This window comes from Oceanobacter sp. 3_MG-2023 (assembly GCF_030688925.1).
In the GTDB taxonomy this organism is placed as follows: Bacteria; Pseudomonadota; Gammaproteobacteria; order Pseudomonadales; family Oceanobacteraceae; genus Oceanobacter.
Window position 1 is genome coordinate 123,709 of the sequence record NZ_JAUYVX010000008.1, and the last position, 25,896, is coordinate 149,604.

25 protein-coding genes are annotated in these 25,896 nt (G+C 56.2%); 10 read left to right on the top strand and 15 right to left on the bottom strand.

Translation table 11 applies throughout. From position 1 onward, the window contains the following. From uraH to xdhA, 5 genes are read right to left on the bottom strand one after another with little or no spacing between them, the layout of a single operon-like run. A complete protein-coding gene (gene uraH, locus Q8W32_RS09235) occupies positions 1-336 on the bottom strand; it encodes a hydroxyisourate hydrolase (protein ID WP_305414646.1) in 336 nt (111 codons plus the stop codon). Between the two features lie 27 nt (positions 337-363). Next, entirely contained in the window at positions 364-888 is a 525-nt protein-coding gene (uraD, locus tag Q8W32_RS09240; RefSeq protein WP_305414647.1) for a 2-oxo-4-hydroxy-4-carboxy-5-ureidoimidazoline decarboxylase, read from the bottom strand. Next, positions 885-1,796, bottom strand: coding sequence for a xanthine dehydrogenase accessory protein XdhC (gene xdhC / locus Q8W32_RS09245; protein ID WP_305414649.1), 912 nt, complete (start codon positions 1,794-1,796; stop codon positions 885-887). Before xdhC ends, uraD begins: the two co-directional genes overlap by 4 nt. Beyond that, positions 1,793-4,192 carry a xanthine dehydrogenase molybdopterin binding subunit gene (gene xdhB, locus Q8W32_RS09250; RefSeq protein WP_305414650.1) on the bottom strand — a complete coding sequence of 800 codons (2,400 nt, stop codon included), beginning with the start codon at positions 4,190-4,192 and terminating at the stop codon, positions 1,793-1,795. The genes xdhC and xdhB overlap by 4 nt, the downstream gene beginning before the upstream one ends. Then, positions 4,185-5,738 (bottom strand): xanthine dehydrogenase small subunit, encoded by a 1,554-nt coding sequence (gene xdhA / locus Q8W32_RS09255; RefSeq protein WP_305414651.1) that lies wholly within the window; start codon positions 5,736-5,738, stop codon positions 4,185-4,187. Before xdhA ends, xdhB begins: the two co-directional genes overlap by 8 nt. Before the next feature lie 441 nt (positions 5,739-6,179). On the opposite strand from xdhA, the gene Q8W32_RS09260 reads away from it, so the two are divergent. The 4 genes from Q8W32_RS09260 to Q8W32_RS09275 are packed head-to-tail and all read left to right on the top strand — an operon-like array spanning position 6,180 to position 11,151. Then, positions 6,180-7,745 (top strand): ABC transporter ATP-binding protein, encoded by a 1,566-nt coding sequence (locus Q8W32_RS09260; RefSeq protein ID WP_303434158.1) that lies wholly within the window; start codon positions 6,180-6,182, stop codon positions 7,743-7,745. Continuing rightward, entirely contained in the window at positions 7,742-8,845 is a 1,104-nt protein-coding gene (locus tag Q8W32_RS09265; protein ID WP_303434159.1) for an ABC transporter permease, read from the top strand. The genes Q8W32_RS09260 and Q8W32_RS09265 overlap by 4 nt, the downstream gene beginning before the upstream one ends. Before the next feature lie 4 nt (positions 8,846-8,849). After that, positions 8,850-9,776 carry an ABC transporter permease gene (locus tag Q8W32_RS09270; RefSeq protein WP_305414652.1) on the top strand — a complete coding sequence of 309 codons (927 nt, stop codon included), beginning with the start codon at positions 8,850-8,852 and terminating at the stop codon, positions 9,774-9,776. A gap of 7 nt (positions 9,777-9,783) precedes the next feature. Further along, entirely contained in the window at positions 9,784-11,151 is a 1,368-nt protein-coding gene (locus Q8W32_RS09275; protein WP_303434161.1) for an 8-oxoguanine deaminase, read from the top strand. Positions 11,152-11,277: 126 nt separating this feature from the next. Here Q8W32_RS09275 and Q8W32_RS09280 read toward each other — a convergent pair whose 3' ends face one another. After that, complete coding sequence (locus tag Q8W32_RS09280; protein WP_305414654.1) at positions 11,278-11,451, bottom strand: hypothetical protein; 174 nt, start codon at positions 11,449-11,451, stop codon at positions 11,278-11,280. Between Q8W32_RS09280 and Q8W32_RS09285 the strand changes: the two genes are divergently transcribed. Then, entirely contained in the window at positions 11,450-11,728 is a 279-nt protein-coding gene (locus Q8W32_RS09285) for a hypothetical protein (protein ID WP_305414656.1), read from the top strand. The two genes, Q8W32_RS09280 and Q8W32_RS09285, sit on opposite strands and share 2 nt — an antisense overlap. A gap of 210 nt (positions 11,729-11,938) precedes the next feature. Then, positions 11,939-13,552: a BCCT family transporter gene (locus tag Q8W32_RS09290; protein WP_303434164.1), complete on the top strand. Its 1,614-nt coding sequence runs from the start codon at positions 11,939-11,941 to the stop codon at positions 13,550-13,552. A 163-nt stretch (positions 13,553-13,715) separates the two neighbouring features. On the opposite strand, the gene Q8W32_RS09295 is transcribed toward Q8W32_RS09290, so the two are convergent. After that, the gene (locus tag Q8W32_RS09295; protein ID WP_303434165.1) at positions 13,716-14,006 is read right to left on the bottom strand and encodes a DUF1330 domain-containing protein; all 291 of its coding nucleotides are present in this window, start codon (positions 14,004-14,006) and stop codon (positions 13,716-13,718) included. A gap of 89 nt (positions 14,007-14,095) precedes the next feature. On the opposite strand from Q8W32_RS09295, the gene ribBA reads away from it, so the two are divergent. Beyond that, positions 14,096-15,202 (top strand): bifunctional 3,4-dihydroxy-2-butanone-4-phosphate synthase/GTP cyclohydrolase II, encoded by a 1,107-nt coding sequence (gene ribBA, locus Q8W32_RS09300; RefSeq protein ID WP_303434166.1) that lies wholly within the window; start codon positions 14,096-14,098, stop codon positions 15,200-15,202. 68 nt (positions 15,203-15,270) lie between these two features. On the opposite strand, the gene Q8W32_RS09305 is transcribed toward ribBA, so the two are convergent. The 7 genes from Q8W32_RS09305 to Q8W32_RS09335 form a co-directional block, all read right to left on the bottom strand. Next, positions 15,271-16,005, bottom strand: a complete 735-nt coding sequence (locus tag Q8W32_RS09305) for a GntR family transcriptional regulator (protein ID WP_303434167.1) — start codon at positions 16,003-16,005, stop codon at positions 15,271-15,273. Positions 16,006-16,081: 76 nt separating this feature from the next. After that, complete coding sequence (gene pcaC / locus Q8W32_RS09310) at positions 16,082-16,501, bottom strand: 4-carboxymuconolactone decarboxylase (RefSeq protein ID WP_303434168.1); 420 nt, start codon at positions 16,499-16,501, stop codon at positions 16,082-16,084. Between the two features lie 81 nt (positions 16,502-16,582). Continuing rightward, a complete protein-coding gene (locus Q8W32_RS09315) occupies positions 16,583-18,031 on the bottom strand; it encodes an NAD-dependent succinate-semialdehyde dehydrogenase (RefSeq protein ID WP_305414657.1) in 1,449 nt (482 codons plus the stop codon). After that, positions 18,031-18,537 carry a flavin reductase family protein gene (locus Q8W32_RS09320; protein ID WP_305414659.1) on the bottom strand — a complete coding sequence of 169 codons (507 nt, stop codon included), beginning with the start codon at positions 18,535-18,537 and terminating at the stop codon, positions 18,031-18,033. Before Q8W32_RS09320 ends, Q8W32_RS09315 begins: the two co-directional genes overlap by 1 nt. A gap of 11 nt (positions 18,538-18,548) precedes the next feature. Beyond that, on the bottom strand, positions 18,549-20,027 hold the full coding sequence (locus tag Q8W32_RS09325) for an aldehyde dehydrogenase (RefSeq protein WP_305414661.1): 1,479 nt from the start codon (positions 20,025-20,027) through the stop codon (positions 18,549-18,551). Next, on the bottom strand, positions 20,024-20,860 hold the full coding sequence (locus Q8W32_RS09330; protein ID WP_305414663.1) for an alpha/beta fold hydrolase: 837 nt from the start codon (positions 20,858-20,860) through the stop codon (positions 20,024-20,026). The genes Q8W32_RS09325 and Q8W32_RS09330 overlap by 4 nt, the downstream gene beginning before the upstream one ends. A 15-nt stretch (positions 20,861-20,875) precedes the next feature. Next, positions 20,876-21,475 (bottom strand): amino acid synthesis family protein, encoded by a 600-nt coding sequence (locus tag Q8W32_RS09335; RefSeq protein WP_303434173.1) that lies wholly within the window; start codon positions 21,473-21,475, stop codon positions 20,876-20,878. A 147-nt stretch (positions 21,476-21,622) separates the two neighbouring features. Here Q8W32_RS09335 and Q8W32_RS09340 point away from each other — a divergent pair, with 147 nt between their 5' ends. Beyond that, positions 21,623-22,432, top strand: a complete 810-nt coding sequence (locus tag Q8W32_RS09340; RefSeq protein WP_305414665.1) for a helix-turn-helix domain-containing protein — start codon at positions 21,623-21,625, stop codon at positions 22,430-22,432. A 315-nt stretch (positions 22,433-22,747) separates the two neighbouring features. Here the strand turns inward: Q8W32_RS09340 and Q8W32_RS09345 are convergent, their stop codons facing one another. Then, on the bottom strand, positions 22,748-23,782 hold the full coding sequence (locus Q8W32_RS09345; RefSeq protein ID WP_305414667.1) for an LLM class flavin-dependent oxidoreductase: 1,035 nt from the start codon (positions 23,780-23,782) through the stop codon (positions 22,748-22,750). Positions 23,783-24,151: 369 nt separating this feature from the next. On the opposite strand from Q8W32_RS09345, the gene Q8W32_RS09350 reads away from it, so the two are divergent. Beyond that, positions 24,152-25,111 carry a glycine betaine ABC transporter substrate-binding protein gene (locus tag Q8W32_RS09350; protein ID WP_305414669.1) on the top strand — a complete coding sequence of 320 codons (960 nt, stop codon included), beginning with the start codon at positions 24,152-24,154 and terminating at the stop codon, positions 25,109-25,111. Between the two features lie 201 nt (positions 25,112-25,312). After that, a complete protein-coding gene (gpt, locus tag Q8W32_RS09355; protein ID WP_303434177.1) occupies positions 25,313-25,810 on the top strand; it encodes a xanthine phosphoribosyltransferase in 498 nt (165 codons plus the stop codon). Positions 25,811-25,896: the final 86 nt, after the last annotated feature.

A 25,896-nucleotide genomic window follows, 5' to 3' on the forward strand; every position in this document is an offset into this window, starting at 1 on the left:
TCAGGAACCCCGGTACGTCGAGTAACTGAACGGACTCAGCAGCAGCGGAATATGAAAATGCTGCGCCGGGTCTTCAACGCGGAAAACGATTTCCGCAAAAGGGTAAAACGCGCTCTGCGACTGGCGGGCAAAGTAGTCGTCAAGCTCAAAACGTATACGGTAAACGCCCGCGACCAGAGCCGGTTTGTCGTCCAGCCAGCCGGGAATACGGCCGTCGTCGTTGGTCTGCCCTGCACTAACGGGTGTCCAGCTATCCTGCTCCTGACGACTCAGTGTGACCGGAATGGCGATACCCGGCTTGCCCAGCGCGGTATCCAGTACATGGGTGGTAATCATGATGTTGAATCCTGTTCGGTGTCTTGGTTAGTCGGTCAGGCCGAGTAATTTGTTAATTCGTAGCCGGGTAATCTTGGCTTGTTCATCCGCGGCATTCTGAATCTCGGTCCCGCGGTCGTTGTGCAAGCGGGCCTGTAACAAGGCCAGCATCTCGGCCGCACTTTTGCCGCTGGCACAGACGATAAAAATAAATCCATAACGGTCTTCATAAGCCTGGTTGCCACTGGCCAATGCGTTGATCACGCTGTCGTCGGCCTCGTCAACCCGGGATTGCTCCCCGGCGGCCAGGGTTTTGGTGCTGGCGTATTTCTGTTTCAGTGAGCTGACGTCACCGATTTTTGGGTGGCCTTCGAAGGCTTGCAGATAGTCGGCTTCTTCCAGCCCTTGCCAGTGATCGGCTGCAACCTGATGCAGCTGCTCGACAGAGGCAAAGGGACGGCTGGCGACCATGGCATCCATCCAGCGGGCGGCCACACAGCACTGGGCAAAGGCCAGCCGGGCGTCAGCGGCAGGTAACCTGTTCAGTTCGGTCAGGGTCAGTGTCTTACTCATTTGCTCGGTGCCTCATTGGGTGCCAGGGGCGTCAGAACGGTCACATCCTGCGTCTGTTTGTCCTTGCGCATCAGTTGCTTGAGGGTCGACAGTGGCACACCGGTGGCCCGTGTGTTCGGACGTTGCCCGGTCTGCAGGTCTGTCTGGTACTGCTGAATCAGCTGCCCGGCAATCGACACCGCCACTTCCATGGGTAACTTGCCAGCCACTTCCTCCAGCCCGACCGGGCATTGCATGATTTCCAGCTGTTGTTCCGTCATGCCGCTGTGTGTCAGGCGATAACGGAAGCGGTTGGCCTTGGTTGCCGAGCCAATCACCCCGATGGAAGCGCAATGGCCAAGCCGCAGGGCCGTCTCGGCCAGCCGGTAGTCCAGCGCGTGATCATGGGTCAGAATCAGTATCCGGCTGCCAGCGGGGGCATCGACCAGCAAGGCTTCCGGGGTGTCTGCGACCACGCATTCAATATGGGGGGCCAGACTGTCAGCCGCCGGAAACAGCTCCGGGCGGTTATCGATCCAGCGGGTTGGCAACGGCAGCTGCTGCACTATCTGCATCAGTGCCTTGGCCACATGACCAGCACCAAACACCCAGAGTTCGGCTGCGCGGGCGGGGTAACTTTCAAACAGCAAGGTGGCGTAACCACCACAGCACTGGCCGGCATCGGCTCCCAGCAAAACCTGCCGGATAACCTGCTGTTGCTCTGTTTCCTGCAACAGCGCCCGGGCCTGTTGCAGCGCCTGATACTCCAGCTGGCCACCACCAATGGTGTCGATACTGCTATCCGCCAGCACCAGCATTTTGCTGCCGGCGGCTCGGGGAGTAGAGCCGCCGGTGCTGATTACCGTGACCAGCACATGGGGCTGGCCGCTGCGCTGGCATTCCGCCAGCGATTCCGACCAGTGTTTCATGGCTGATCCCCTGTGCCGGCTTGTAATGCCATAACCGCATCCAGTACCCGTTCCGGCGTCGCCGGGGTGTCGAGGTCAGGGCTGAGCTGGTAATCACTGAGGCTGCTGATGGCGTCGCGCAGTGCTGACCAGACCGAGATTGCCAGCATAAACGGAGGCTCTCCCACCGCTTTGGAGTTGTACACCGTGGCTTCGTTGTTGGCCTGTTCAAACAGACGGACGTTAAACACTGGCGGGGTGTCACCAATAGCGGGAATCTTGTAGGTCGCAGGAGAGTTACTGAGCAAACGGCCGTCGTCGTGCCAGACCAGTTCTTCGGTGGTAAGCCAGCCCATACCCTGGATAAAACCGCCTTCAATCTGGCCGCGATCAATGGCCGGGTTAATGCTCTGGCCGACGTCATGCAGGATATCCACCTGACAAACCTTGTATTCCCCGGTCAGGGTATCGATCACCACTTCTGATACTGCCGCCCCGTTGGCGAAGTAAAAGAACGGCCGACCGGAGGCGGTATGGCGGTCGTAGTGAATTTTTGGGGTGCGGTAATAACCGGTGGTCGAGAGTGACACCCGACTGACATAAGCGGCCTCAGCCAGCTCGGCAAAACTCATCGACATGCCCTCAGCCCAGAACACCTGGCCATTGGCAAACACAATCGCCTCAGCCGGTACGCCCTTGTCGGCGGCAAGAAAGTCCACCAGCCGCTGCTTGAGAATCAGCGCGGCATTTTGCGCCGCCTTGCCGTTCAGGTCGGTGCCACTGGAAGCCGCCGTTGGTGAGGTATTCGGTACCTTGTCGGTACGCGTGGCGGTCACCTGAATGCTGTCGAGGCTGACACCCAGCGTCTGGGCAACAATCTGGCCGACCTTGGTGTGCAAGCCCTGGCCCATCTCGGTGCCACCGTGGTTTACCTGTATCGAACCGTCGGTGTAGATATGTATCAGCGCACCGGCCTGGTTGAGATGCTGCAAGGTAAAGGAAATACCGAACTTCACCGGCGTCAGCGCCAGACCACGTTTCAGCACCGGACTGGTCTTGTTCCATGCGGTTATGGCACTGCGGCGCTGCCAGTAATCGCTGCTCTGTTCCAGCTGCTCAATAATGTCTGGCAGGCTGTTGTGCTCAACCGTCTGGTGATATGGCGTCACGGTGCAGTCGGGTTTGTGCTCCGGGGTGCCATACAGGTTACGTTTACGAATGGTCAGCGGGTCCTGGCCAACCTTGCGGGCAATATCGTCCATCGCCCGTTCAATAATCATCATGCCTTGTGGGCCACCAAAACCGCGATACGCGGTGTGGGATACCTGATTGCTGAAGGCCCGGTGGCCGTCGATCTGGGCGGCGGGCAGATAATAGGCGTTATCGGCGTGGAACATGGCACGGTCGACAATGGCATCCGACAAATCGGCCGAGTTGCCGCAGTTACCGATCACTTCCAGCTCTGCCGCCAGCAGTTGGCCATCCGGGTCGATGCCGATGCGATAGCGGTTGGCAAACGGATGACGCTTGCCGGTCATGACCATATCGTCCTGGCGCGGCAAGCGCATTTTAACGGCACGACCGGTACGGGTTGCCAGCAATGCGGCCAGACACGCCCATTGACCGGCCTGGCTTTCCTTGCCACCAAAACCACCCCCCATCCGGCGCATATCGACCGTGATGCGGTTCAGCGGCACGTCCAGCACTTCAGCCACCAGCTTCTGGACTTCGCTGGGGTGTTGGCTGGAGGTGTACACCAGCATGCCGCCGTCTTCCGCTGGCATTGCCAGGGAAACCTGGCCTTCAAGGTAAAAGTGCTCCTGACCGCCCACGGCTTGCTCGGCTTCCAGAATATGGCTTGCGGTAGCCATGGCGGCCGCCAAGTCTCCGCGTTTCATGCTGTGGCTCGGGCGCACCAGTCGCGACTGTGCCAGCGCCTCACGCGGATCAAGCAGCGGGGTTTGCTGCTGGTATTCCACCACTGCCAGCTGTGCCGCCCGGCGGGCGGCCAGTTCGGTGGTTGCCGCCACCACGGCGATACATTGACCCATAAACTTGACCTCGGTCGAGGTCATCAGTGGGTCGCCCGGGAATACCGGGCCAATGTCGGTGTGGCCGATCACATCTTCGACGGTCATCACCGCCACCACTCCCGGGCTGTTGCGCACGGCGGCAAGATCCAGCCGGGTAATCTGTCCGGCGGCAATGGTGCTGCGGATCACCGCGGCATGCAGGCAGTTGCCCGGTTCGATCATGTCATCCACATAACGGGCGCTGCCGCTGACGTGGGCCACGGCACTTTCATGGCGGGACGGTTTGCCAACACCACCGGTAACGATATCCAGCCCGGCCTGACCGTTCTGGGTCGGTGCTTGTGCTGTCGCGGTATTGTGTTCGGGAAGTGTCACATTACGCATAGTCGACGACCTCCAGCGTGGTTTCAGGTTGGTTGTGTTCCAGCACTGCCCGCGCCAACAGGTTCTGGACCAGTTGCAGGCGGTAGTGGGCACTGGCACGGACATCGGTCAGCGGCGTCAGGCTTTGTTGCAAGACCGCCTGCGCGGCCCGGATCCCCTCCAGAGTCGGCGGCTGGCCAATCAGGGCCTGCTCGGCAGCGGGTACGCGTAACGGCGTCGCGGCGACCCCGCCAAAGGCCAGCCGGGCCGCACAAATCTGGCCGTTCTCAACCTTGAACATCAGCGCTGCCAGTACCGCGGAAATATCGTCTTCCTGACGCTTCGAAACCTTGAATACCCGACGGTGCCAGTCCTGTTTATCAAGCGGAATCTCGATCCCGCTGATCACGCCCCCGGCTGGCAAGCAGGTCTGGCGATAACCAGTGAAGAAGTCGTTAATGGCAATCTGTTCGGCTCCGGCGGGGCTGTCGATATGCAGAATGGCATCCAGCGCCAGCAAGACCGGCGGTGTATCTCCGATCGGTGAGGCGTTGGCAACATTGCCGGCCATCGTGCCCTGATTACGTACTTGCAACGCACCAAGGCGGGTCATCATGGTGGCGAATTCTGGCAAGTGCTGCGCGATGGTGCTCATGGCGTCGCTGTAATTCACCCCGCCACCGATTATCAGGGCGCTGTCTGAAACCTCGATATGCTTGAGTTCAGCGACCTGGCCGGTATAGATCAGCACGTCCAGCGGCTTGAGCTGCTGGGTGTATTCCAGTGCCAGGTCGGTGCCTCCGGCCACCAGGCGTGACTCGGGGTACTGGCTGCGTAAATCAACCAGTTGTTGCACGCTGGTAGGAACAAAAAAGTGACGATCGCCCTGTGTCAGTCCGTCGATGGTGGTGCTGGCCCGGGATTGTTCTGCCAGCGTTATCAGCCGCTGCCAGGTCTCGGCTTCAGCCGCGCTGAAGGCGTCCTGGCGCTCCCCTGCCAGCACCTGTCCGGCCGCTTCAATAATCGGCCGATACCCGGTACAGCGGCAGAGATTGCCGCCCAGAGCCAGATCGATCTCGTGGCGGGTATGGGCATCCGGGTTGGCCGGATCAAATTCGTTGACGGTCTGCACCGGGGCATTTTTGCCCAGCGCAAACAATGACATTACAAATCCAGGGGTGCAGAAACCGCATTGGGAACCATGGCAATCCACCATCGCTTGCTGGGCAATATGCAGCGCGGGTGCCGGGCTGCCCGCTGCGTCTGCAGGTGCTGTGTGCGACTCAGGGACGGGCGCTACGGGCTTCAGTGCTTCAACGGTGATCAGCTGTTTACCCTGCAAACTGCCCACAAAGGTAATGCAGCTATTCACGCTTTTATAGCGTAATCTGCCTTGAGTCGTGTCCGGTTCTGCCACCACCACCGTGCAGGCACCGCAGTCGCCGGAGGCGCAACCTTCCTTGGTTCCGCGTTGCACTTCGACGGTGCGTAAATACTCCAAGATGGTCAGGTCTGGAGCAAGATCATCTACTTCGCGCAGTTGATCATTGAATAAAAAGCGAATCAATGTTCCTTCCTCCGGTGAGCTATCCTTGTCGGCAGATAACTTTATAACTTTATGATTTTTAAAGGAATTTACGATTAAATCAGCACATTCCCCGAATTTGTTGGCAGAATTTCCCGAGTAGGCTTCAAGGCCCCGAAAAACCTGACCGATCGGTCATATTAAGCATTTACTATACCAGCCACTCTGACGACATAACAAAAAAATTCTGACCAGTTGGCCAGCTTTTTGCTGGCTCGTTAAAGATTCGTAACCATACCTGCAACCGGAAGGGAGTCCCTGGCCAATATTTGTCAATCGCTCAAGCCTGTGAATACTCTGCCAATATGTCCCCAAACAACCCTCTGGCGATGTCCGCCGTTCGTTGTTTGAAGCCATATTCAGACCAATACCGCAGCGCCTGACGTTTTCCAGTGTTTGCCAGGCTCCATAGAGGAACAGCCCGTGCCCAAGCAACCCGTACCCCCCAGGCTCAGCCTGCGCGGCATTACCAAGCAGTACCCAGGCTGCATTGCTAATGACGACGTACACCTGAGCATCGCGCCCGCCGAAATTCATGCCCTGTTGGGAGAAAATGGCGCCGGTAAAAGCACCCTGATGAAAGTGATCTACGGTCTGGTCAAGCCCGATCGTGGTGAACTGCTCTGGGATGGCTTGCCATTGGAAGTCAAGGACCCTGCCCACGCCCGTAAAATGGGGATTGGCATGGTGTTCCAGCATTTTTCCCTGTTCGATACCCTGACCGTCACGGAAAACATCGCCCTCGCACTGGGAGACGATGCCGGAGAATTGGGGCCACTGGCCGAAAAAATCCGCACCGTTTCGGAAAAATACGGCATGGCCATCAACCCCGAGCGTGAAATTCACACACTGTCGGTGGGTGAGCGTCAGCGGGTCGAGATTGTCCGCTGCCTGGTACAGGACATCCGATTGCTGATTCTCGATGAGCCAACCTCGGTGCTGACACCGCAAGAAGTTGAGGTACTGTTTGTCACCCTGCGCCAGCTTGCCAGTGAAGGCTGCTCGATCCTGTTTATCAGCCACAAGCTGAACGAGGTCAAAGCCCTCTGCCACAAGGCCACCGTATTACGTGGCGGACGTGTATCCGGTGCCTGTATCCCGTCGGAACAAGACACCACCAGCATGGCCAAGATGATGGTGGGGGACGATACTCCGGTCAGTACCACCTACCCGAAAGTACTGGGCGACAAGCCTGTGCTGGAAATCACCCAGCTGGATCAGCCCAGTCATGATCCCTTTGGTGTCCATCTGAAAAACCTTGACCTGACCGTCAATGCCGGGGAAATCGTTGGCATCGCCGGTGTCGCCGGTAATGGTCAGGAAGAACTGCTGGCCAGCCTCAGCGGCGAAGCGTTGAGCAAAGCAGGGACGGTATTTTTTAACACCAGCAGCGCCGGTAAAACCGATGTGGCGCTGTTGCCGCCAGACCAGCGCCGCGCGCTGGGGTTGGGTTTTGTCCCGGAAGAACGCCTCGGCCGCGGCGCTGTACCGGAAATGAGCCTGACCGAAAACGCCTTGCTCACCGGCTTTCTGACCGGACTGGTCAAACAGGGAATGGTCGGCTGGCAAAAAACCGAAGCCTTTGCAGATAAGATCATCAAGGACTACAAGGTCAAAACCGCAGGCCGTCACGCCCAGGCGGACAGCCTCTCTGGTGGTAATTTGCAAAAATTCATTATTGGCCGGGAAATCCTGCAAGATCCCAAAATCCTGATTGCTGCCCACCCCACCTGGGGCGTGGATATCGGTGCCGCCACGGCGATCCACAAAGCCCTGATTACGCTACGGGATCAGGGTGCTGCCATTCTGGTGGTGTCGGAAGACATTGATGAGCTGTTCCTGATTTCCGACCGCATCGGCGCGATTTGTGACGGCGAGCTGTCACCGATCAAGCCCACCCCCCAATCCTCCATTGAAGAACTGGGCCGCATGATGGCAGGCGACTTCAGTCCCCAAGTACAGCCCGCAACCGAGGGAACTCACGCATGATCAAACTGGAACCTCGGGGCGAGCGCTCCAAACGGATGGCCTATTTGTCGCCGGTACTGGCGGCGGTTCTGACCATGCTGACCGGCGTTATCCTGTTCACCTTGCTGGGGGTTGATCCCTGGGAAGCGCTGGTGACGATCTTATACGTGCCGATTTCGGATACGTATGGCATTGCCGAACTGTGCGTTAAAGCCACGCCGATCCTCTTGTGTGCCATTGGTCTGTCGGTGGTGTTCAAGGCCCAGATCTGGAACATCGGCGCAGAAGGCCAGCTGTTGATCGGCGGTCTGTTTGGCAGCTATATGGCGCTGCAACTGATTGACGTTGAGTCCGCCTGGGTATTGCCGACGGTACTGGTCTTTGGTGCTCTGGGTGGCCTGGTATGGGCCGGTATTGCCGCACTGCTGAAAGTGCAGTTCAACACCAATGAAATCCTGACCACCATCATGATGAACTACATTGCCCTCAATATTCTGCTGTGGGCGGTGCACGGGCCATTAAAAGACCCCGATGGCTACAACTTCCCGGAATCCGCCATGTTTTCCGATTCGTCGCTGTTGCCACTGCTGATTGAAGATACCCGGATTCACTTTGGTCTGGCGCTGGCGCTGCTGGCGGTCGTGGCCATCTGGGTACTGATGAGCCGCAGTTTTTACGGCTTCCAGATCAAGGTAATGGGGCTGGACGCCAGTGCCGCACGACTGTCCGGTTTCAAGGAAAAACGGCTGGCCTATTTTGCGCTGATGCTCAGTGGTGCTCTGGCAGGGCTGGCTGGCGTCAGTGAAGTCACCGGCCCGATCGGACAATTGATTCCCAATATCTCACCCGGTTATGGCTACGCTGCCATTATTGTGGCCTTTTTGGGCCGCCTGCATCCTGTCGGCATTCTGTTGGCCTCACTGTTGATGGCACTGTTGTATATGGGTGGTGAAATGGCGCAAATCAGCCTCGGCTTGCCACTGGCACTAACCGGCCTGTTCCAGGGCATGTTGCTGTTTTACCTGCTCGCCTGTGACGTATTGATCAGCTTCCGTGTGCGCTGGATCAGTCGCCAACCCACCACCGCTCCTATCCAACCCACCACCAATACACAGGGATAACACCATGGATATCGATCTGATCAGTAATATTCTTTATGCCATGGTCCGTACCGGCACCCCACTGTTGATTGTGGCGCTGGGCGAACTGATTTGTGAAAAAAGCGGTGTGCTGAACCTCGGCCAGGAAGGCATGATGTTGATGGGTGCGGTGGTCGGTTTTGTCGTCGCCTTGCTGTCCGGCAGCCTGTTGCTGGGCTTTATGCTGGCCATTGTCGCCGGTATGTTGATGTCGATAATCTTTGCCGTTATCACCATGGAGCTCAGCGCCAACCAGGTCGCTACCGGGCTGGCACTAACCATTTTTGGTACCGGGCTATCCGCCTTTGTCGGTGCCGATTTTGTTGGTAAACCGATTGATGGCCTGGACCCGATTTTTATCCCGGTGTTGACCGACTTGCCCATTATTGGCCGTATGTTGTTTGGCCAGGACTTGATTGTTTACCTGTCGTTCGTGCTGTTTGGCGGCGTTTACTGGTTTATCAAATACTCCCGTCCCGGCCTGATTCTGAAGGCGGTTGGGGAAAACCCGCACTCCGCCAATGCCATTGGCCTGCCGGTTTTAAAAACCCGCTATCTGGCCATTATCTTTGGTGGTGCCATGGCCGGATTGGCAGGCAGCTATCTGTCACTGGCCTATACGCCACTGTGGGCAGAAAACATGTCCGCCGGACGTGGCTGGATTGCACTGGCGCTGGTGGTTTTCGCCAGCTGGAAAGCAGAGCGGGTATTACTGGGTGCCTGGTTGTTTGGCCTGGCCAGCATTCTGCATCTGGTTTTCCAGGGGCTTGGCTTCTCGGTATCGCCGAACCTGCTGGCCATCCTGCCATACCTCGCCACGGTAGTCGTACTGGTGATATTGTCCAGCAACCAAAGCCGTAGCCGCCTTGTCGCGCCGATGTCTCTCGGCAAACCTTTCTACGCCAAAAGTTAATCTGACCATGAACAGCACCACGACACCTGCACGACTCTGGATCGCCAACCCGTTGGCGATCCAGACCAACAGCCCGGAAGACGCCCGTGGCGGACTGGTTATCCAGTCCGGCACGATCGTCGAAGTGGTCGCCGCCGGGCAACAGCCCGAGCGGTACGACCAGCTCTTCGACGCCAGCCGTCATGTGCTGATTCCGGGCCTGATCAATACCCATCACCACTTTTACCAGACCCTTACCCGTGCCTTGCCTGCGGCCCTGAACAAAGAGCTGTTCCCCTGGCTGCAGACTCTTTATCCTGTCTGGGCCGGTTTGCAGCCGGACATGCTGCATCAGGCCACCCGCCTGGCCCTGACCGAGCTGTTGTTGTCTGGCTGCACCACGGCGGCCGATCATCACTACCTGTTTCCACAAACCCTGACCGATGCCATTGATGTACAGGCCGACGCCGCCGCTGATGTCGGCTTGCGCGTCACCCTGACCCGAGGCTCCATGAGTCTGGGACAGGACGACGGCGGCTTGCCGCCACAATCGGTGGTGCAAAGCGAAGCAACAATTCTGGCCGACAGCGAGCGGCTGATCCGTCGTTATCACGACGCTGCCCCAGGCTCGATGATGCAAGTCGCACTGGCCCCCTGCTCTCCCTTTTCGGTTACTCGCGACATCATGATCGCCAGTGCCGAGCTGGCTGCCCGGCATCAGGTGCGTTTGCACACGCATCTGGCCGAAACGCTCGACGAAGAAGCCTTCTGCCAGAAAATGTTCGGCTTGCGTACGGTCGACTATCTGGAAAGTGTCAACTGGCTACATAACCGCACCTGGCTGGCTCATGGCATTCATTTTGATGCCAATGAAATCCAGCGACTGGGAACGGCGGGGGTCGGTATCTGTCACTGCCCAACCTCCAACATGATGCTGGCGTCCGGCATCTGTCCGGTACAGGATCTCGAAGCGGCCGGTAGCCCGGTGGGCATTGGTGTGGATGGTTCAGCCTCGAACGACTGTTCGAACATGATTCAGGAAACGCGCCAGGCCATGTATCTGCAACGACTGAAATACGGCTCTTCCAAAGTAACGCATCAGGATGCGCTGCGCTGGGCCACCCAGGGTTCTGCCAACGTATTGGGCCGTGATGACATCGGCACCCTCGCGGTGGGCAAACAGGCCGACCTGGCTTTGTTTGGCCTCGACGAACTGCGTTTCTCCGGCAGCCATGATCCGCTAGCCGCACTGCTGCTGTGTGGCGCCCATCAGGCGGACTATGTGATGGTGGCGGGACAATGGAAGGTCGAAAAAGGAGAAGTGGCAGGGGTCGATATTGGCGAGCTGCGTCATAGTCACCAGCAGGCCGCCAACGCCCTGGCAGCACTGGCATAACCACAGCTCCGTTGATAACGATGGAGTGATCGCCTCAGGCGCATGTCCCCAGGCTGGCCAGACAAGCGCCGGATACAATCAGGGAGTCAATCAATGCGTTTTGACTGTCGTTACCGGTATCGGGCTTTATTCTGGCACTGACGCCATGCCGATGATCGGCGTGGTGGCCGGTTTTGCCATCCTGGCTGCTATCATGGCGACTATTCCAATCGCTATCACAGCAGCCATCCCTATCAATATTACAGCGATTATCACGACCACTATCTGAACGGTCGCCAGCAGGATGATGGTGATATCCATGGCGATGGTTCTTGATACGGCAATCCACCATTGCTCTCCTCTTTTTCAGCTCAAACAACTTTTCAGCTCAAACAATGCGGACAACGTCAGGCGTAGCAACGCAGGGTGTCTGGTCGCTATTTCAAATATGTCTGGATGCGTCGGCCAGAACGACCAAGACATCGGGCTTCTAAATCAATACAACATCGCTGCTCTCTACGCTAAAGGATTCTGCCAGGCCGTCTTGCTACAGCAGCGCCATCTGATGACGTTATCGCGCCCTTTAGGGCAATTGTGACATCTATAAACCGGGCACTGAAAAGCATTGTCGGCATCGATGTATCAATAGCGGACAAACAAGCCAAATGGCATTGAACCCTTATCATGTAAGTTGGTATACCATAATACACAACATCGCCAAGCGTATATTCATGAGCCTGGAAGAAATAACCGACAGGGCCTCATGAATGATTCCGTCACTCTTCACATATCAAGGGAGCATGAAATAATGCAACCCAAGAAAATGTTAGTCAGCAAGGGCCTGTTCGCCGGGATACATCCAGGAATGGGTATTGCCTCAAAAGCGATGATTCTGGCCTTCGTTCTGTTCACGGTTCTGAATGTCGATCTGGCCAACGGTGTATACACCGATGTCAAAAGCTGGATTCAGACCACTCTGAACTGGTACTACGTTATGGTCGTCAGCGTGGTGCTGTTTTTCTGCGTATGGATGGCTTTCAGCCGCCATGGATCGATCCGGCTGGGTGCTGATGATGAACGCCCCGCGTTCAGTTTCTTTGTCTGGTTTTCCATGCTGTTCAGCTGCGCCATTGGTGTTGGCATTCTGTTCTGGAGTATTGCCGAGCCGATATTCCACCTGCAGGGCAACCCCTTTATCGAGATGGCCGGTATTGAACCCGGCAGTGCCGAGGCGGCCCAGGTTGCCTTGCGGATTACCCTGTTCCACTGGGGCTTGCATGGCTGGGCGGTGTATATCGCGACCGGAATGATGATTGCGTATTTCGCCTGTCGTCGAGGTTTGCCGATGACCATTCGCTCAACACTGTATCCGCTGCTGGGGGATCGTATTTATGGGCCTCTGGGTCATGCTGTCGACTTGCTGGCCATTTTCAGCACCCTGTTTGGTACTGCAACCGCCCTCGGCCTTGGGGTATCCCAGATCAATGCGGGACTGAACTATCTGTTTGGGGTCGAAATATCCACCACCGTCCAGGTCGTGTTGATTGCAGTGATTTCCATTATTGCCACCCTCTCGACCATGTCCGGTCTGGAACGGGGAATTCGCTGGTTAAGCGTCTGGAATATCCGTATCAGCCTGGTACTGATCGGCTTCTTTGTGATCGCTGGGCCAACCGTGTATTTATTGGGCATGTTCACCACCAGCGTGGGGGATTACGTCTGGCATATGATTCCCATGGGCTTCTGGACCGATCCGAACCCTGAAGGTCAATGGCAGGGCTGGTGGACGCTGTTCTACTGGGGCTGGTGGTTGTCCTGGGGTCCTTTGGTGGGGCTGTTTATTGCCCGTATTTCCCGTGGCCGTACCATTCGTGAATTCCTGCTCAGCGCTCTGATCATCCCTCCCCTGGGTGGCTTTATCTGGATTATTGCCATGGGTGGTACCGCCCTGCATATCGAACTGTACGGGGCTGGCGGTATTGTTGAAGCCGTCAATGCTGACATGACCATGGCGCTGTATCACACCATTGAAGCCATCGGGGTCGACTCCCTCACCTGGCCAATGTCCTTGTTGGCGACCATCATGATTATTACCTGGTTTGTCACTTCGGCAGACTCCGGCACCCTGGTGATTTCCACCATCCTGTCGATGGGCAGTGAGCCTTCGTTAGCCATTCGTGGCATCTGGGGCACCATTCTGGGTGCCGTCGCGGCGGTACTGCTGCTGGCCGGGGGACTGACGGCATTACAATCCGCCACCATCGCAGCAGCCCTGCCATTCTCCGTGGTGCTACTGCTGATGTGTGTGGCCCTGATAAAAGGGTTACGGGACGAACGGGACGGTATTTCTTACGGTCCGGGCGACCTGGCCCAGACCGGCAAGTCTGCCAGTTCCGACAAGCTGGCCCGCTCTACTTCCTGATAGCGCCCAAGCCTCCCGGCACTTGCCGGGGGTTTTCAAGCTGTTCTGTTCTGCCAAAGCCGCTCAGTACCGAGCGGCTTTTGTATTTCAAGCGGTCATGCAGACAAGGGCCTGTAAAGCCGTGCGACCGGTCAAGGCGGATAGATACACCACGCTTTGACCTTTATTGCCCCTTGAGTATCACGATATGGGCGCTGGCCACTTCCAGCCGATGCTGGCGAGCCTGCTGATAGGCATCAGAGTGATAACAGGCCAACGCCTGTTCATAACTGTCAAATTCAAACACCACCGCCCGGTCCGGGGTTTTATCAAAACCTTCCAGTGCTGTCATTTCACTGCCCCGCGCCAGGATTCTGGCACCATATTGTTGCAGCGCTGTCGGTGACTGCTCCATATATCGGGCATATTGCCGAGGGTCATCAATATCAACAAAGGCAATCCAATAAGCTTTCATACAATTCTCCAAATTATTTGTGGTATACCATAATACAATATCGTATTTTAGAATGATTAAAAGATATTGAATAGCATGGGAGATGGGCGATGAACATCGATAGCACGGCGGATATTATCGAGGATATCCGTAACGGCAAAATGGTCATTCTGATGGATGACGAAGACCGTGAAAATGAAGGCGACCTGATCATCGCTGCGACAGCCGTAACACCGGAAGCGATTAATTTTATGGCGTCCAAAGCGCGTGGACTGATTTGCCTGACACTGGACGAACAGCGCTGTGAGCAACTGGGCTTGCACGCCATGGTTGCCGATAATGGCTGCACTTACGGCACCGCATTTACCGTTTCGATTGATGCGGCCCAGGGCATCTCAACCGGTATTTCTGCCGCCGACCGTGCCCACACCATCCAGCTAGCGGTAGCCGCCGATGCCCAACCTGCCGATCTGGTACAACCGGGTCATATCTTCCCGTTACGGGCGCGCAAGGGAGGGGTGTTAACCCGGGCAGGACATACCGAAGCCGGTTGCGACCTGGCACGACTGGCGGGCTTTGAAGCCGCGGCGGTCATTGTCGAGATCATGAATGAAGACGGCACCATGGCACGCCGTGACGACCTGCTGGCATTTGCCGCCCAGCACGATCTGCGTATTGGCACCATCGCCGACCTGATCCAGCATCGGATGAATACCGAAACCACCGTTACCCGGATCGGCGAGCAACCCCTGCCCACTGTCCACGGCACCTTCCGGATGGTGACTTACGAAGACCGCCTGTCCAATGCCGTTCATATTGCTCTGGTGGCCGGTGATATCAATCCGGAACAGCCGGTTCTGGCGCGGGTTCATGGCATTGATCCTCTGCGCGACCTGATTGGTGCCAATTACCACGGCCCGACACACTGGAGCCTGTGGTCAGCACTGGAAGCCGTAGCCCGCGAGGGCACCGGGGTGGTGGTACTGGTGGATAACGAAACCTCTGCCAGCGCACTGCTGAATCGCGCACCACAGCTGATGGTGCCAAACACCAATAACCAGCGGGTGTTCAGCGACGTTGGCACCGGCGCGCAGATTTTACGGGATCTGGGTGTGCGGAAATTCCGGCATCTGGGAGCGTCCTGGCGCTTTGTCGGGCTGGAAGGCTATAACTTGCAGCTGATCGACAGCATTCCGTTCAACCCTTGCCAGGACTAAAAAAAACCGCCAGAGACACGGGCATGTCTTTGGCGGTTGATGCCACCAGCAGATGGCCAATAACCGGTTCAGTTCGGGGCAATATATATGGCTTGCAAGGTTGCCGGGTCGACATCGTTCTGCTTGGCCATCACCGCCAAGGCCACGGTAGCGGCCTTGTGGATATGATCGATACTGGCTTTGCGCGCCCGCACCGGATCACGGGACTGGATCGCTTCAAAGATGGCCGCCATTTCCTCACTACTGTCGAGGTAACGATCATTCTGGCTGACTGTCGTCGCACGCAAAAAGCTGATCCGCGCCTGCAACTGGCGCAACAGACTGCACGCGGTATGGTTACCACAACCCTGAAACAGCACGTTGTAAAAATCACTGACGGCTTCCAGTATCAGCACCACATCGCCGCTTTTGAGCCGGGATTGCAGTTTGCGTAACGAGTATTCAAGGTCCAGCAGCTGGTCTTCACTGGCACGCACGGTAAACAGTTCCACCACCAGGCTTTCAAGCGAACAGCGCAGTTCGTAGATTTCCAGCGCCTGCTCCAGGGTGATGACCGAGACTCTCGGGCCTTTGCCATCGAGGTATTCAACCAGCCCTTCGGATTCCAGATGTCGCAGTGCTTCCCGGACAGAAGTCCGGCTTACCCCCAGCAGGTCGCACAAGTCCCGCTCTACCAGGCGGTCTCCAGGCAGGAACTTGAAGCTGAGAATGGCACTGCGCAAGGCGTCCAGTACCTTTTCCCGCAATGTTACGGAGGTTCGTTCTATCTTCCCCAGATCTTCTCGGGAGTGTTTCTTCAGCATACCCTTTATCCAACTGGTCAATCATGAACCGAGGCAAGCCCCGGTGGGGCGCCGCACAGTGTAACGACGATGGTTGTCAGGCAACCGGCGTTTGATCTTGCTGGTCGGCGTCGAGCTCGGCCAGCACTTCACGCGCAATTCTAAAGCTATCGATCGCTGCAGGCACACCACAATAGATCGCGGATTGTAAAAAAACCTCACGAATCTCTGCAATGGATACCCCGTTATTCAGCGCACCACGGACATGCACCCGGATCTCGTGGGGACGATTCAGGGCCGTTAACATGCCCAGATTGATCAGCGAGCGCTCCCGGCGGCTGAGTTCTTCCCGCGTCCAGATTTCGCCCCAGCAATATTCTGTCACCAGCTCCTGCATTGGCCAGGCGAATTCGTCCCGGTTGTTGTTCAGGCTCTGGTCGACGTAGGCGTCACCCAACACTTCACGGCGGACTTTCAATCCGGCATCGAAGCGGTTTTTTTCAGCAGAATCAGTCATAACATTCTCTCTATGCGTGGCTTGTGCGTTGGCTTGTACTTTGACCTGTGCGTTAACCTGTACCTTGACCAGGCCAGTATCTTAGCGGCCCAGTCCGCCCATCATCATGTATTTGATTTCCAGGTAATCATCCATGCCGAAGTGTGAGCCTTCACGCCCCAGCCCCGAGGTCTTGACCCCACCAAAGGGAGCTACCGCGGTAGAAATCAGCCCTTCGTTGATACCCACCATGCCATACTCCAGCGCTTCGCCTACGCGCCAGCAACGCGCCATATCCCGAGTATAGAGATACGCCGCCAGGCCAGAGTCGGTGTCATTGGCCAGGGCAACCGCCTCGTCTTCGTCATCAAAGGCAAACACCGCAGCCAGCGGGCCAAAGGTTTCTTCCTGGGCCACGGCCATGGTGCTGGTCATACCCGACAGCAGGGTGGGAGCAAAAAAGTTCTCACCGGCGGCGTGTGGTTCGCCACCACAATGCAAGGTCGCGCCCTTGTCCAGCGCGTCACGCACATGGCGCTGTACTGTGGTTAACGCTGCCTGGTTAATCAACGGTCCTTGATCGACACCGGCCAGCAAGCCATGACCAACCTGTAGTGCCTCAATCTGCTCTTGCAAGCGTCGCACAAAGACATCATGGATGCCACGCTGTACCAGAAAACGGTTGGTGCAGACACAGGTTTGCCCGGCGTTACGGAATTTGGAAATCATCGCCCCCTGAATCGCGGCGTCGATATCGGCATCATCAAACACGATAAAAGGTGCGTTGCCTCCCAGCTCCAGCGAGACTTTTTTGACGGTATCTGCACACTGGCTTAATAGCAGTTTGCCGATCCGGGTCGAGCCGGTAAAACTCAGCTTGGCGACTTTCTGGCTGCTGGTCAGAACATTGCCGATGGCAATGGCATCACCAGTCACAACGTTAAAGACACCATCGGGAATACCGGCCTGTTGCGCCAGTGCTGCTAGCGCCAGCGCCGAAAACGGTGTATCCGGTGCCGGTTTGACGATAAAGCTGCAACCCGCTGCCAATGCCGGGCCACACTTGCGCGTAATCATGGCGCAGGGGAAATTCCATGGGGTAATCGCTGCCACAACACCGATCGGCTGTTTCACCACAACGATACGGGCATCCGGGTTAGGACTTGGAATCACCTCGCCGTACACCCGCTTGCCTTCTTCGGCAAACCATTCGATAAAACTGGCGCCGTAAAGAATTTCACCGTGAGCTTCGGCCAATGGCTTGCCCTGCTCCATGGTCAGAATACGGGCCAGTTCATCGGCATGAGCCACAATCAGCTCATACCAGCGGTAGAGAATACGGCTGCGCTGTTGTGCCGTCATGGCAGCCCAGCCCTTGCGGGCCAACTCGGCGGCCAGAATAGCGGCATGGGTTTCGGCTTCCGCCATCAGCGGCACCGTACCAATCACATGGCCATTGGCCGGGTCATAAATGGTCTGGGTTTGCCCGTCATCGGCATCGCACCAGCGACCATTGATAAAAGCCTGTTGTCGGAACAATTGCGCCGTCATCAGCAAGCCTCCTCAATTACCGGCATTGGCCAGCTGCCCATATCCCCTCGGCAATACACCATTGGACTGCGACCGCTGTCATTGGCCATATGCTGCACTTCTCCCACCAGAATGGCGTGATCGCCGCCTTCGTATTGACGCCAGTGGCAGCATTCCATCACCGCCACGGTCGAGGCCAGTACCGGCACCCCGGTGACGCCTTGCTGGATATCCAGCTGCGCCAGTGCGGCCACCTTGTCGGCCCCTTTTTTGGCAAAAGCCCAGGCTTCCGCACCCTGATCCGCAGCCAGAATATTGACTGAAAAATGCGTGGCTTCACTGAGCACCTGATAGGATTCGGAGCGGTACTGCGGACACACCAGAATCAGCGGCGGATCCATCGACAGGGCACTGAATGCGCTGGCGGTCAGTCCGGTTACCCGGCCCTCGCGATCGTAGGCCATCACCACGGTGACCCCGGACGGAAACGAACCCAGAGTGGCTTTATACAAATCTTGGTTAATCATGTTGCTGCTCCTCAACGCATCACAAAGGGGTCGCTCATTGGCTCGCTGGAGAGGTTGACCCAGACGGTTTTTTTCTCGGTATAGGAAAGCACGGCTTCGATACCGCCCTCGCGCCCGTAACCGCTGTCACCAAAACCACCAATCGGTGCCATGGCGGACACCACCCGATAGGTATTCACCCAGATAATGCCGCTGCGGACGGCCTTGGAGAGTCGATGGGCGCGGGCGATATCCCGCGTCCAGATACCCGCCGCCAGGCCGTAACGGGTGTCGTTGGCCAGCGCCAGTGCTTCAGCTTCTGTATGAAAACGAATTGCTGCCGTGACCGGACCAAACACTTCTTCCTGCATCAGGCTGTTCGACGATGAGTCACATTCCAGCAAGGTCGGTTGGAAATACCAGCCGCCATTACATTCAACCCGCTGGCCGCCGTAGCGCAAGACGGCGCCTTCGCTGATCGCCTGCTGCACCATATTGTCGGCGATATCCAGCTGGGCCAGAGTCGTCATCGGTCCCATTTCGGTCTCTTCTGCCAGTGGATCACCAATACAGATACGGCTGGCGCGTTCGCAAACCCTGGCGACCACTTCGTCGTAAATACTGTCGTGAATCAACAGCCGGGAACCGGCCACACAACTTTGCCCTGATGCGGCAAACACACCGGCAACAATGCCGTTAACAGCGCTGTCGATATCGGCATCCGGGAAAACGATTTGCGGCGACTTGCCCCCCAGTTCCAGCGACAAATGAGCGAAGTTTTCAGCACTGGAGCGCACAACATGGCGCGCGGTGGCGGCACCACCGGTAAAGGCAACATGGCGCACCAGCGGATGACAGGTCAGCGCCGCACCGGCGGAAGGGCCATAACCGGTAATAATATTCACAACACCGGCCGGGAACCCGGCTTGTTCAACCAGTTTGCCCAGCGCCACAATGCTGGCCGAGGCGTGTTCTGACGGCTTGATCACCAAGGTATTCCCCGCCGCCAGCGCCGGTGCCATCTTGATGGCTGTCAGGTACAGCGGACTGTTCCAGGGCACAATCGCGGCCACGACACCCATTGGCTCGTGCAGGGTGTACGCCATCATGTCGGATTTATCGACCGGCAGGGTTTGCCCTTCGATCTTGTCAGCCAGCCCCGCCATATAATAGAAAAACTCTGGCAAATACCCCATCTGGCCACGGGTTTCGCGGATCAGTTTGCCGTTTTCCCGGCTTTCCAGTTCCGCCAGCAGCTCACGATGATCAGCAATCAGGTCGCCCAGCGTCCGTAACAGCTTGCCTCGTGCTGTGGCGGTCAGCCCCGCCCAGGCCGGACTGACAAAAGCCTGATGTGCCGCCGTGACGGCGATATCGGCATCCACCTCGGTGGCATCCGGAAAACTGGCCCATGGCTGTGCCGTGGACGGCGTCAGGCTGTCAAAGCGATTGCCGCTCTGGGCTTCACAATAACGGCCATTAATGTACATCTGGTAAGGAGTCAAATTCACAGACAGGTCTCCGATGAGGTAGCAGGACAAGTACTGTTACAGCTGCCAAGAAACAGCTGCAAGGCGTGATTAATCAGTTGCGGGGATTCCATTGCCATCATGTGCCGTTGCCCGGCCATAATCTGGCAGCGGGCAGAAGGTATCTGGCAAGCCAGTTTCTGGGCCATTTCCGGGGTTGAGCCGGGGTCCAGCTCACCGGCCATCACCAGTGTCGGTACCCGGATATCAATCAGCCGGTCAGCCAGGTAATTGTCACTACCGGCGAACAGGCGATAGGCACGCAAATAACCCTCCGGGTTGTTGGCACAGACCAGATCCCGGATTCCCTGTATCCGGGCAGTGTTGGCAGCCCGGTATTCCGGGCTGAACCAGCGCTCCAGCGCAGCATCGATATTGGCTTCAGGTCCATGCCTGGCCACATCCAGTGTACGAGCCAGAATTGCCTGCCGGGCGTCTTCTGTACGGTCAAACACACTCCCCATGATCACCAGCGAGCGTAATAGCTGCGGCTGCTGAATCGCAAATACCCGCGCTACCAGCCCGCCCATGGAAAAGCCGATCAGATGCACCGGCCCGCAGTCCAAGTGTTGCAGCAACCGCTGCAATTGCCCGGCGTAGTCATCCAACGAGGCCACTTTGGGCGGCAACGGACTGTGCCCATGCCCCAACATATCGTAGGTAATGACCTGGTAGTGCTGCGCCAACCCTTGCACCTGAGCGTTCCAGATTGACTGGTCCAGCCCGACGCCATGAATCAGCACAACCGCGTCACCGTTACCGCAGACCTGATAGGCCGTGCCGTCCGGAGTTTTGCCTGTCAGCTTGGTTGTCATGAGTCGTGTCCTTGCTTACTGGTTAGCGAGAGTGGCTTCTTGCTCCAGATCTTTCAGATCCTGGTAGCGGTTACCAATACGAGGGTGCAGACGCCCAGCGGTAGAACCACCCAGACAGATCACCAGCTCGTTGGCTGCCGGCGCATCTTCAATCGACATTTCCATGGTGATGTAATGCGAGCGGAAGCCAGCATCATCCTTGTGCATCATTGGAATCTGGATAGAAGTACCCGGGCCACCGCGCTTGTTGGTGAAGGCCAGATAGCTCTGTGCATTCACGGCGTTACGGTAGTGATTGCCAAACCGCAACGTATGCACCACGGCCGAGGCGTGTTCGATTTCACCATCCATGCCGACAACGGCAGCCTTGCCATACGCTTCAATTTTATCCGCGCCACCGATGGCACGGCTGACGTATTCCACGATCAACGCACCCAGGTCAGAACAGTGCGCCTTGATTTCCGGGCTCAGGTCTTCAACAAAACCACGGCCAGCCCACGGGTTACGAATAATTGCCGCGACACCGACCATGGTGACCGGCTGCTCTGCCGCTTTGCCACCTTCAATAAACGTTTCTTCAATCGTAGTAATCATCTTGCGTATTTCAAAGCTCATCGAGTGACTCCTCGCTACAGAACGTATTTTCAAAAACTGTATATTTAATGGATTGTTTTCGTTTCAATGAAACATGGTATACCATAATACACATGCTTTTAAATGACACAAGAAAATAACAGCCGACACATGCTTCAGGTGATATCCATGCCAATAGAAACCACCAGACAACCGTGTTTGAACAACCTTACTGTTTTGTTACGCCCGGGATTCAGGCTAGCCGATCTGGGGCGTATTAATGAATGGCTTACTGCCTGCCAGGGAGTGACGCCCCATCATATAAGCTGGTCGATTTGTTCGTTATCCGGCGACCTGGTTCGCTCGGATGCCGGACTGATGATTACGGCATTACCCAGCCTGAATCATCAACAGCGTCAGCAAGGCAACCTGCTGGTACTCAGTGGCCACTCCAGCCCGGAGCATGATCAGGAAATCGCCCGTCTGCCCATGCCGTTAAATGACACACTGGTCTGGATTGGCGCCGACTACTACCATGCCAGTGCCTACCTGTTTCATCGCCACGCCAGCCGAGAGGCACTGGATGAATTGATGATCACCCTGTGTATGTCAGACCTGTCGGCCGATCAGGGGGATCAGGTGATACAACAGCTACAGCAAGGCAATATCCCGGCCCACAGCCAGGATAGCCGCTTGCAGCGGGCCTTGGCCGAGATGCGCAAGCATATCGACCAGCCATTAGACCGCCATCAACTATCCCGGGCGGCCTGTCTGTCGGTACGCCAGCTGGAGCGATTATTCCAGACGCATTTCAACCAGACGCCAGGCAAGTACTATACTTGCCTGCGCCTTGAAACCGCCCGCGAACACCTGCAACAGAATCACTCATCTGTCACCGACGTCGCCTATTCCTGCGGTTTCAACTCCGTCTCGCATTTCTGCAAATTGTACAAATCCCATTTCGGCGTCAGCCCTGCCCGCACGCCCATCGTGATTTGAGCGCCAGCAAATCGAGTGATGAGCAGGCAGGACAACCGCTGCAGCATCACTCAGCTGATCGTCATAACGACAAAGCAACCAACTAAAAAACACATCAAAAAGAAAAGAAGCGGGAGACCGGCAAGAACTGGGGCAGGCGCACTGAACCGCTGGCAATCTTTTATTTACCAGTGATCCAGCACCATCGAAAAACAGGATTACCCTATCTTTGCGATAACACAAAAATATCCAATAAAATCACAACATTTCAGACAAAAATAAAACCAAATAAATCATGGTATACCATGATTTATTGATTTCGGATAACCCTGACAATCAGAACGAAGGCATGACCTGATTAATAAACAATTGCAGGGATTCCTTTTTCTGCTCATGACTCAGGCTGTTATCACTCCAGAAACTGTATTCCGTCAAACCACTGGCTTCGTAATATTTCAGCCGTTCAACCACCTCTGCTGGTGTACCAATCACCAGATTGTTGCGCAACTGCTCTGGCGCCAAGGCCTCGAACGCCTCCAGCTCGTCTGCCGAAATCGGATGACAGAAGCCACTCACCGGTTGCTGGTCATTACGTGCCCAGCCCTGGAAGTAGGAGTACCAGCGACGAATGCCTTCTACCCCAACACGCCAGTCTTCTGGATCTTCATGGACATAGGTATGACGCAGACACATAATCTTGGGCCGTGCTTTTTCCGGGTGTTTGGCACAAGCAGTTTCAAACTTGTCCATCAGGGAACCCACTTCAGCATCGGACTTGAACAGCGGCGTCACCATAACGTTGCAGTTGTTTGCAATGGCAAAATCATGTGACGCCTGCTCCCGTGCAGCCACCCACATCGGCGGCCCACCGGACTGCAGCGGTTTCGGTACTGATGTTGAGGTCGGGAACTGCCAGCACTCACCATCATGGGCATAATCTCCCTGCCACAGCTTGGGCAAGATCGGCAGCATTTCACGCAAATAACGCGCACCATCAGCGGCTGGTATACCACCAGCCATTCGATCAAATTCACACTGGTAGGCACCACGGGCAATACCGAACTCCAGCCGTCCGCAGGACATTTGATCCACCAGCGCCGCTTCGCCTGCCAGTTTTATCGGATGCCAGAAAGGCGCAATAACGGTTCCCAGACCCAGCCGGATCGTGGAAGTCTGAGGCGCCAGATACGCCAGAAAACTCAATGGGTTAGGGCCAATGGTGAATTCCATTGAGTGATGCTCACCGACCCAGACCGTTTCCATACCACCTTGTTCAGCGATCTGAACCAGCTCAACCAGCTCATTCAGCAGCTCCTGATGCGTTTTGTCAGGGCTATAACGCTCCATTTGCAGGAACAGGGAAAATTTCATACTACGTAACCTTTTTGGGAGTTCAGGTTTTGTTTTGTTCACGAAATCCACTCTTCTGTGGATTGATCTGTATTACGGTATACCATAATACATACACATAAAAGATCATCGAATACCAAGCAGTGGCAGTACAACCAATTGACCGGTTTGGGTACATTTATCCGGCTTGCGCCAAACCGATCATAGTTTCAATACATATCCATCATGACTCCCCCAAATAAAGCCAAAGCGTCACAAGATGACGCTGAGACACCATCATCCACCTTCTGCCCTTTTGATAATGACCGCACCGAATGACGTCATCTGTCCATCCCTTGTCCGGGTCGGACACTGACCATTGTCGCTCTCTTTCTTTGGGTGCCCATCAAGATGAAACACTTTTCGACTGCTTTATTATTGCTACTGTTCCTGGCACATCCCGCCATGGCAGAACCAGCAAGCTGCAAAACCCCCACGCTGGGAGAAGTGGACTGGACCGATTTGCGGGTCGCCACAGCCACCGCCAGCATCCTGCTGAACAAGCTCGGATACGATGCCAGCATTACCCGAATGCCTTCCCTGCAGGATGTTTACAAAGGCATGGACAAGGATCAGGTTGATGTTTTTATGGGCTACTGGATACCGGCACAACGTCACGTGGCCGCACCGTATCTGCAACGCGGATCGATAAAAACCCTGACAACCAACCTCGACGAGGGCCGTTACACCCTGGCTGTGCCGGACTATGTTTACGACCAGGGAATACGCAGTTTTGCCGACCTGGCCCAACACGGTGACAAGTTCGACTGGCGGATTTATGGCAGCGGCAAGGGCAGCAGTGGCAATATCTCGGTACAAAACATGATTGATTCCAACGCTTACCAGCTGCAATCGTTCAAACTGATTGAAACTTCAGAGCTGCTGATGCTGGCACAGGTCAAAGGCCGTATTCGCAAGGGTGAATGGATCGCCTTTCTGGCCTGGACACCCCACCCCATGAACCAGAATTTTTCCATTCGTTACCTGTCTGGCGGTGAAGAATACTTTGGCAAGGATTATGGTCACGCCACTATTAATACCAATGTTCGCGATGGCCTGACTGCCCGCTGCCCCAATCTCGGCCGCTTCTTCCGCAACCTGACCTTCGAGGCCAGCGAGCAGGAACAGATCATGGATCAGGTCAGCAACTACTTCGTACCGCTGGACCGGGCCATTTATATGTGGCTGAACCAGCACCCGGAAGTCATTACCCGCTGGCTACAGGGAGTCACTCGTTTTGACGGCCTGCAAGCCGACGCCACGGCCATTGCAGAGCAGCTTGCTATTGGCTGGGGACGGATCAGGGATTAGTGGCGTGTTTTGGGGCGACGCATCACAGCGCCATAAAAGAGCAGAACGGCCCCGGATCTTTATTGTGTAATGGCTCTTGATCCCCACTGGCCAAGCCGACATTCTCTGTATTGCCAGGAAAACCGGGGCTTGATCCTGCTCGCACCTCCGAATAAAGTGACCGCCCGGTCAGTTTTTCATTTTATTCACAGGTTCCTGCTCATGTCCGATCACACGTACTCCATGGATTACCCCGTCAGCTGGGAAGAGCTGCATCGCAATGCGCGCACGCTTTCCTTGCGGCTGTTAGACAAAGGCCCCTGGAAAGGGTTGATTGTTATTACCCGTGGCGGTCTGGTTCCGGCAGCGATTCTGGCACGAGAGATGGACATTCGCCTGATCGATACCGTGTGTGTCACCAGTTATAAAAGTACCGGGGATTCCTCGGTGCAATCGGTACAGGGCGAGTTGCAAATCCTCAAGGGTGTCGAGGGAGATGGCGACGGCATGCTGTTGATCGACGATTTGGTCGATACCGGCAAAACTGCTCGTTGTGTACGGGAAATGCTGCCGAAAGCACATTTTGCCACGCTGTACGCCAAACCCGCCGGTGTCCCTCTGGTAGATACTTTTATTACCGAGGTGAGCCAGGATACCTGGATTCGTTTCCCCTGGGATATGGAGTACACCTTCTCGACGCCTCTGGCTGATCGCACATAACGTACCCAAGCCCGTATCCAAGCCAGCCATCATTACTGGTCGCCCCATGTGACAAACAGGTGGCGACCAGATCTTCTCGGTTCGGC

Bases quoted from the DNA above. Each gene is read 5' to 3' on its own strand.
- uraH (WP_305414646.1), bottom strand. From the start codon at position 336: ATGATTACCACCCATGTACTGGATACCGCGCTGGGCAAGCCGGGTATC.
- uraD (WP_305414647.1), bottom strand. From the start codon at position 888: ATGAGTAAGACACTGACCCTGACCGAACTGAACAGGTTACCTGCCGCT.
- xdhC (WP_305414649.1), bottom strand. From the start codon at position 1,796: ATGAAACACTGGTCGGAATCGCTGGCGGAATGCCAGCGCAGCGGCCAG.
- xdhB (WP_305414650.1), bottom strand. From the start codon at position 4,192: ATGCGTAATGTGACACTTCCCGAACACAATACCGCGACAGCACAAGCA.
- Q8W32_RS09265 (WP_303434159.1), top strand. From the start codon at position 7,742: ATGATCAAACTGGAACCTCGGGGCGAGCGCTCCAAACGGATGGCCTAT.
- Q8W32_RS09270 (WP_305414652.1), top strand. From the start codon at position 8,850: ATGGATATCGATCTGATCAGTAATATTCTTTATGCCATGGTCCGTACC.
- Q8W32_RS09275 (WP_303434161.1), top strand. From the start codon at position 9,784: ATGAACAGCACCACGACACCTGCACGACTCTGGATCGCCAACCCGTTG.
- Q8W32_RS09285 (WP_305414656.1), top strand. From the start codon at position 11,450: ATGGCGATGGTTCTTGATACGGCAATCCACCATTGCTCTCCTCTTTTT.
- Q8W32_RS09280 (WP_305414654.1), bottom strand. From the start codon at position 11,451: ATGGATATCACCATCATCCTGCTGGCGACCGTTCAGATAGTGGTCGTG.
- Q8W32_RS09290 (WP_303434164.1), top strand. From the start codon at position 11,939: ATGCAACCCAAGAAAATGTTAGTCAGCAAGGGCCTGTTCGCCGGGATA.
- Q8W32_RS09295 (WP_303434165.1), bottom strand. From the start codon at position 14,006: ATGAAAGCTTATTGGATTGCCTTTGTTGATATTGATGACCCTCGGCAA.
- ribBA (WP_303434166.1), top strand. From the start codon at position 14,096: ATGAACATCGATAGCACGGCGGATATTATCGAGGATATCCGTAACGGC.
- Q8W32_RS09305 (WP_303434167.1), bottom strand. From the start codon at position 16,005: ATGCTGAAGAAACACTCCCGAGAAGATCTGGGGAAGATAGAACGAACC.
- pcaC (WP_303434168.1), bottom strand. From the start codon at position 16,501: ATGACTGATTCTGCTGAAAAAAACCGCTTCGATGCCGGATTGAAAGTC.
- Q8W32_RS09315 (WP_305414657.1), bottom strand. From the start codon at position 18,031: ATGACGGCGCAATTGTTCCGACAACAGGCTTTTATCAATGGTCGCTGG.
- Q8W32_RS09320 (WP_305414659.1), bottom strand. From the start codon at position 18,537: ATGATTAACCAAGATTTGTATAAAGCCACTCTGGGTTCGTTTCCGTCC.
- Q8W32_RS09330 (WP_305414663.1), bottom strand. From the start codon at position 20,860: ATGACAACCAAGCTGACAGGCAAAACTCCGGACGGCACGGCCTATCAG.
- Q8W32_RS09335 (WP_303434173.1), bottom strand. From the start codon at position 21,475: ATGAGCTTTGAAATACGCAAGATGATTACTACGATTGAAGAAACGTTT.
- Q8W32_RS09340 (WP_305414665.1), top strand. From the start codon at position 21,623: ATGCCAATAGAAACCACCAGACAACCGTGTTTGAACAACCTTACTGTT.
- Q8W32_RS09345 (WP_305414667.1), bottom strand. From the start codon at position 23,782: ATGAAATTTTCCCTGTTCCTGCAAATGGAGCGTTATAGCCCTGACAAA.
- Q8W32_RS09350 (WP_305414669.1), top strand. From the start codon at position 24,152: ATGAAACACTTTTCGACTGCTTTATTATTGCTACTGTTCCTGGCACAT.
- gpt (WP_303434177.1), top strand. From the start codon at position 25,313: ATGTCCGATCACACGTACTCCATGGATTACCCCGTCAGCTGGGAAGAG.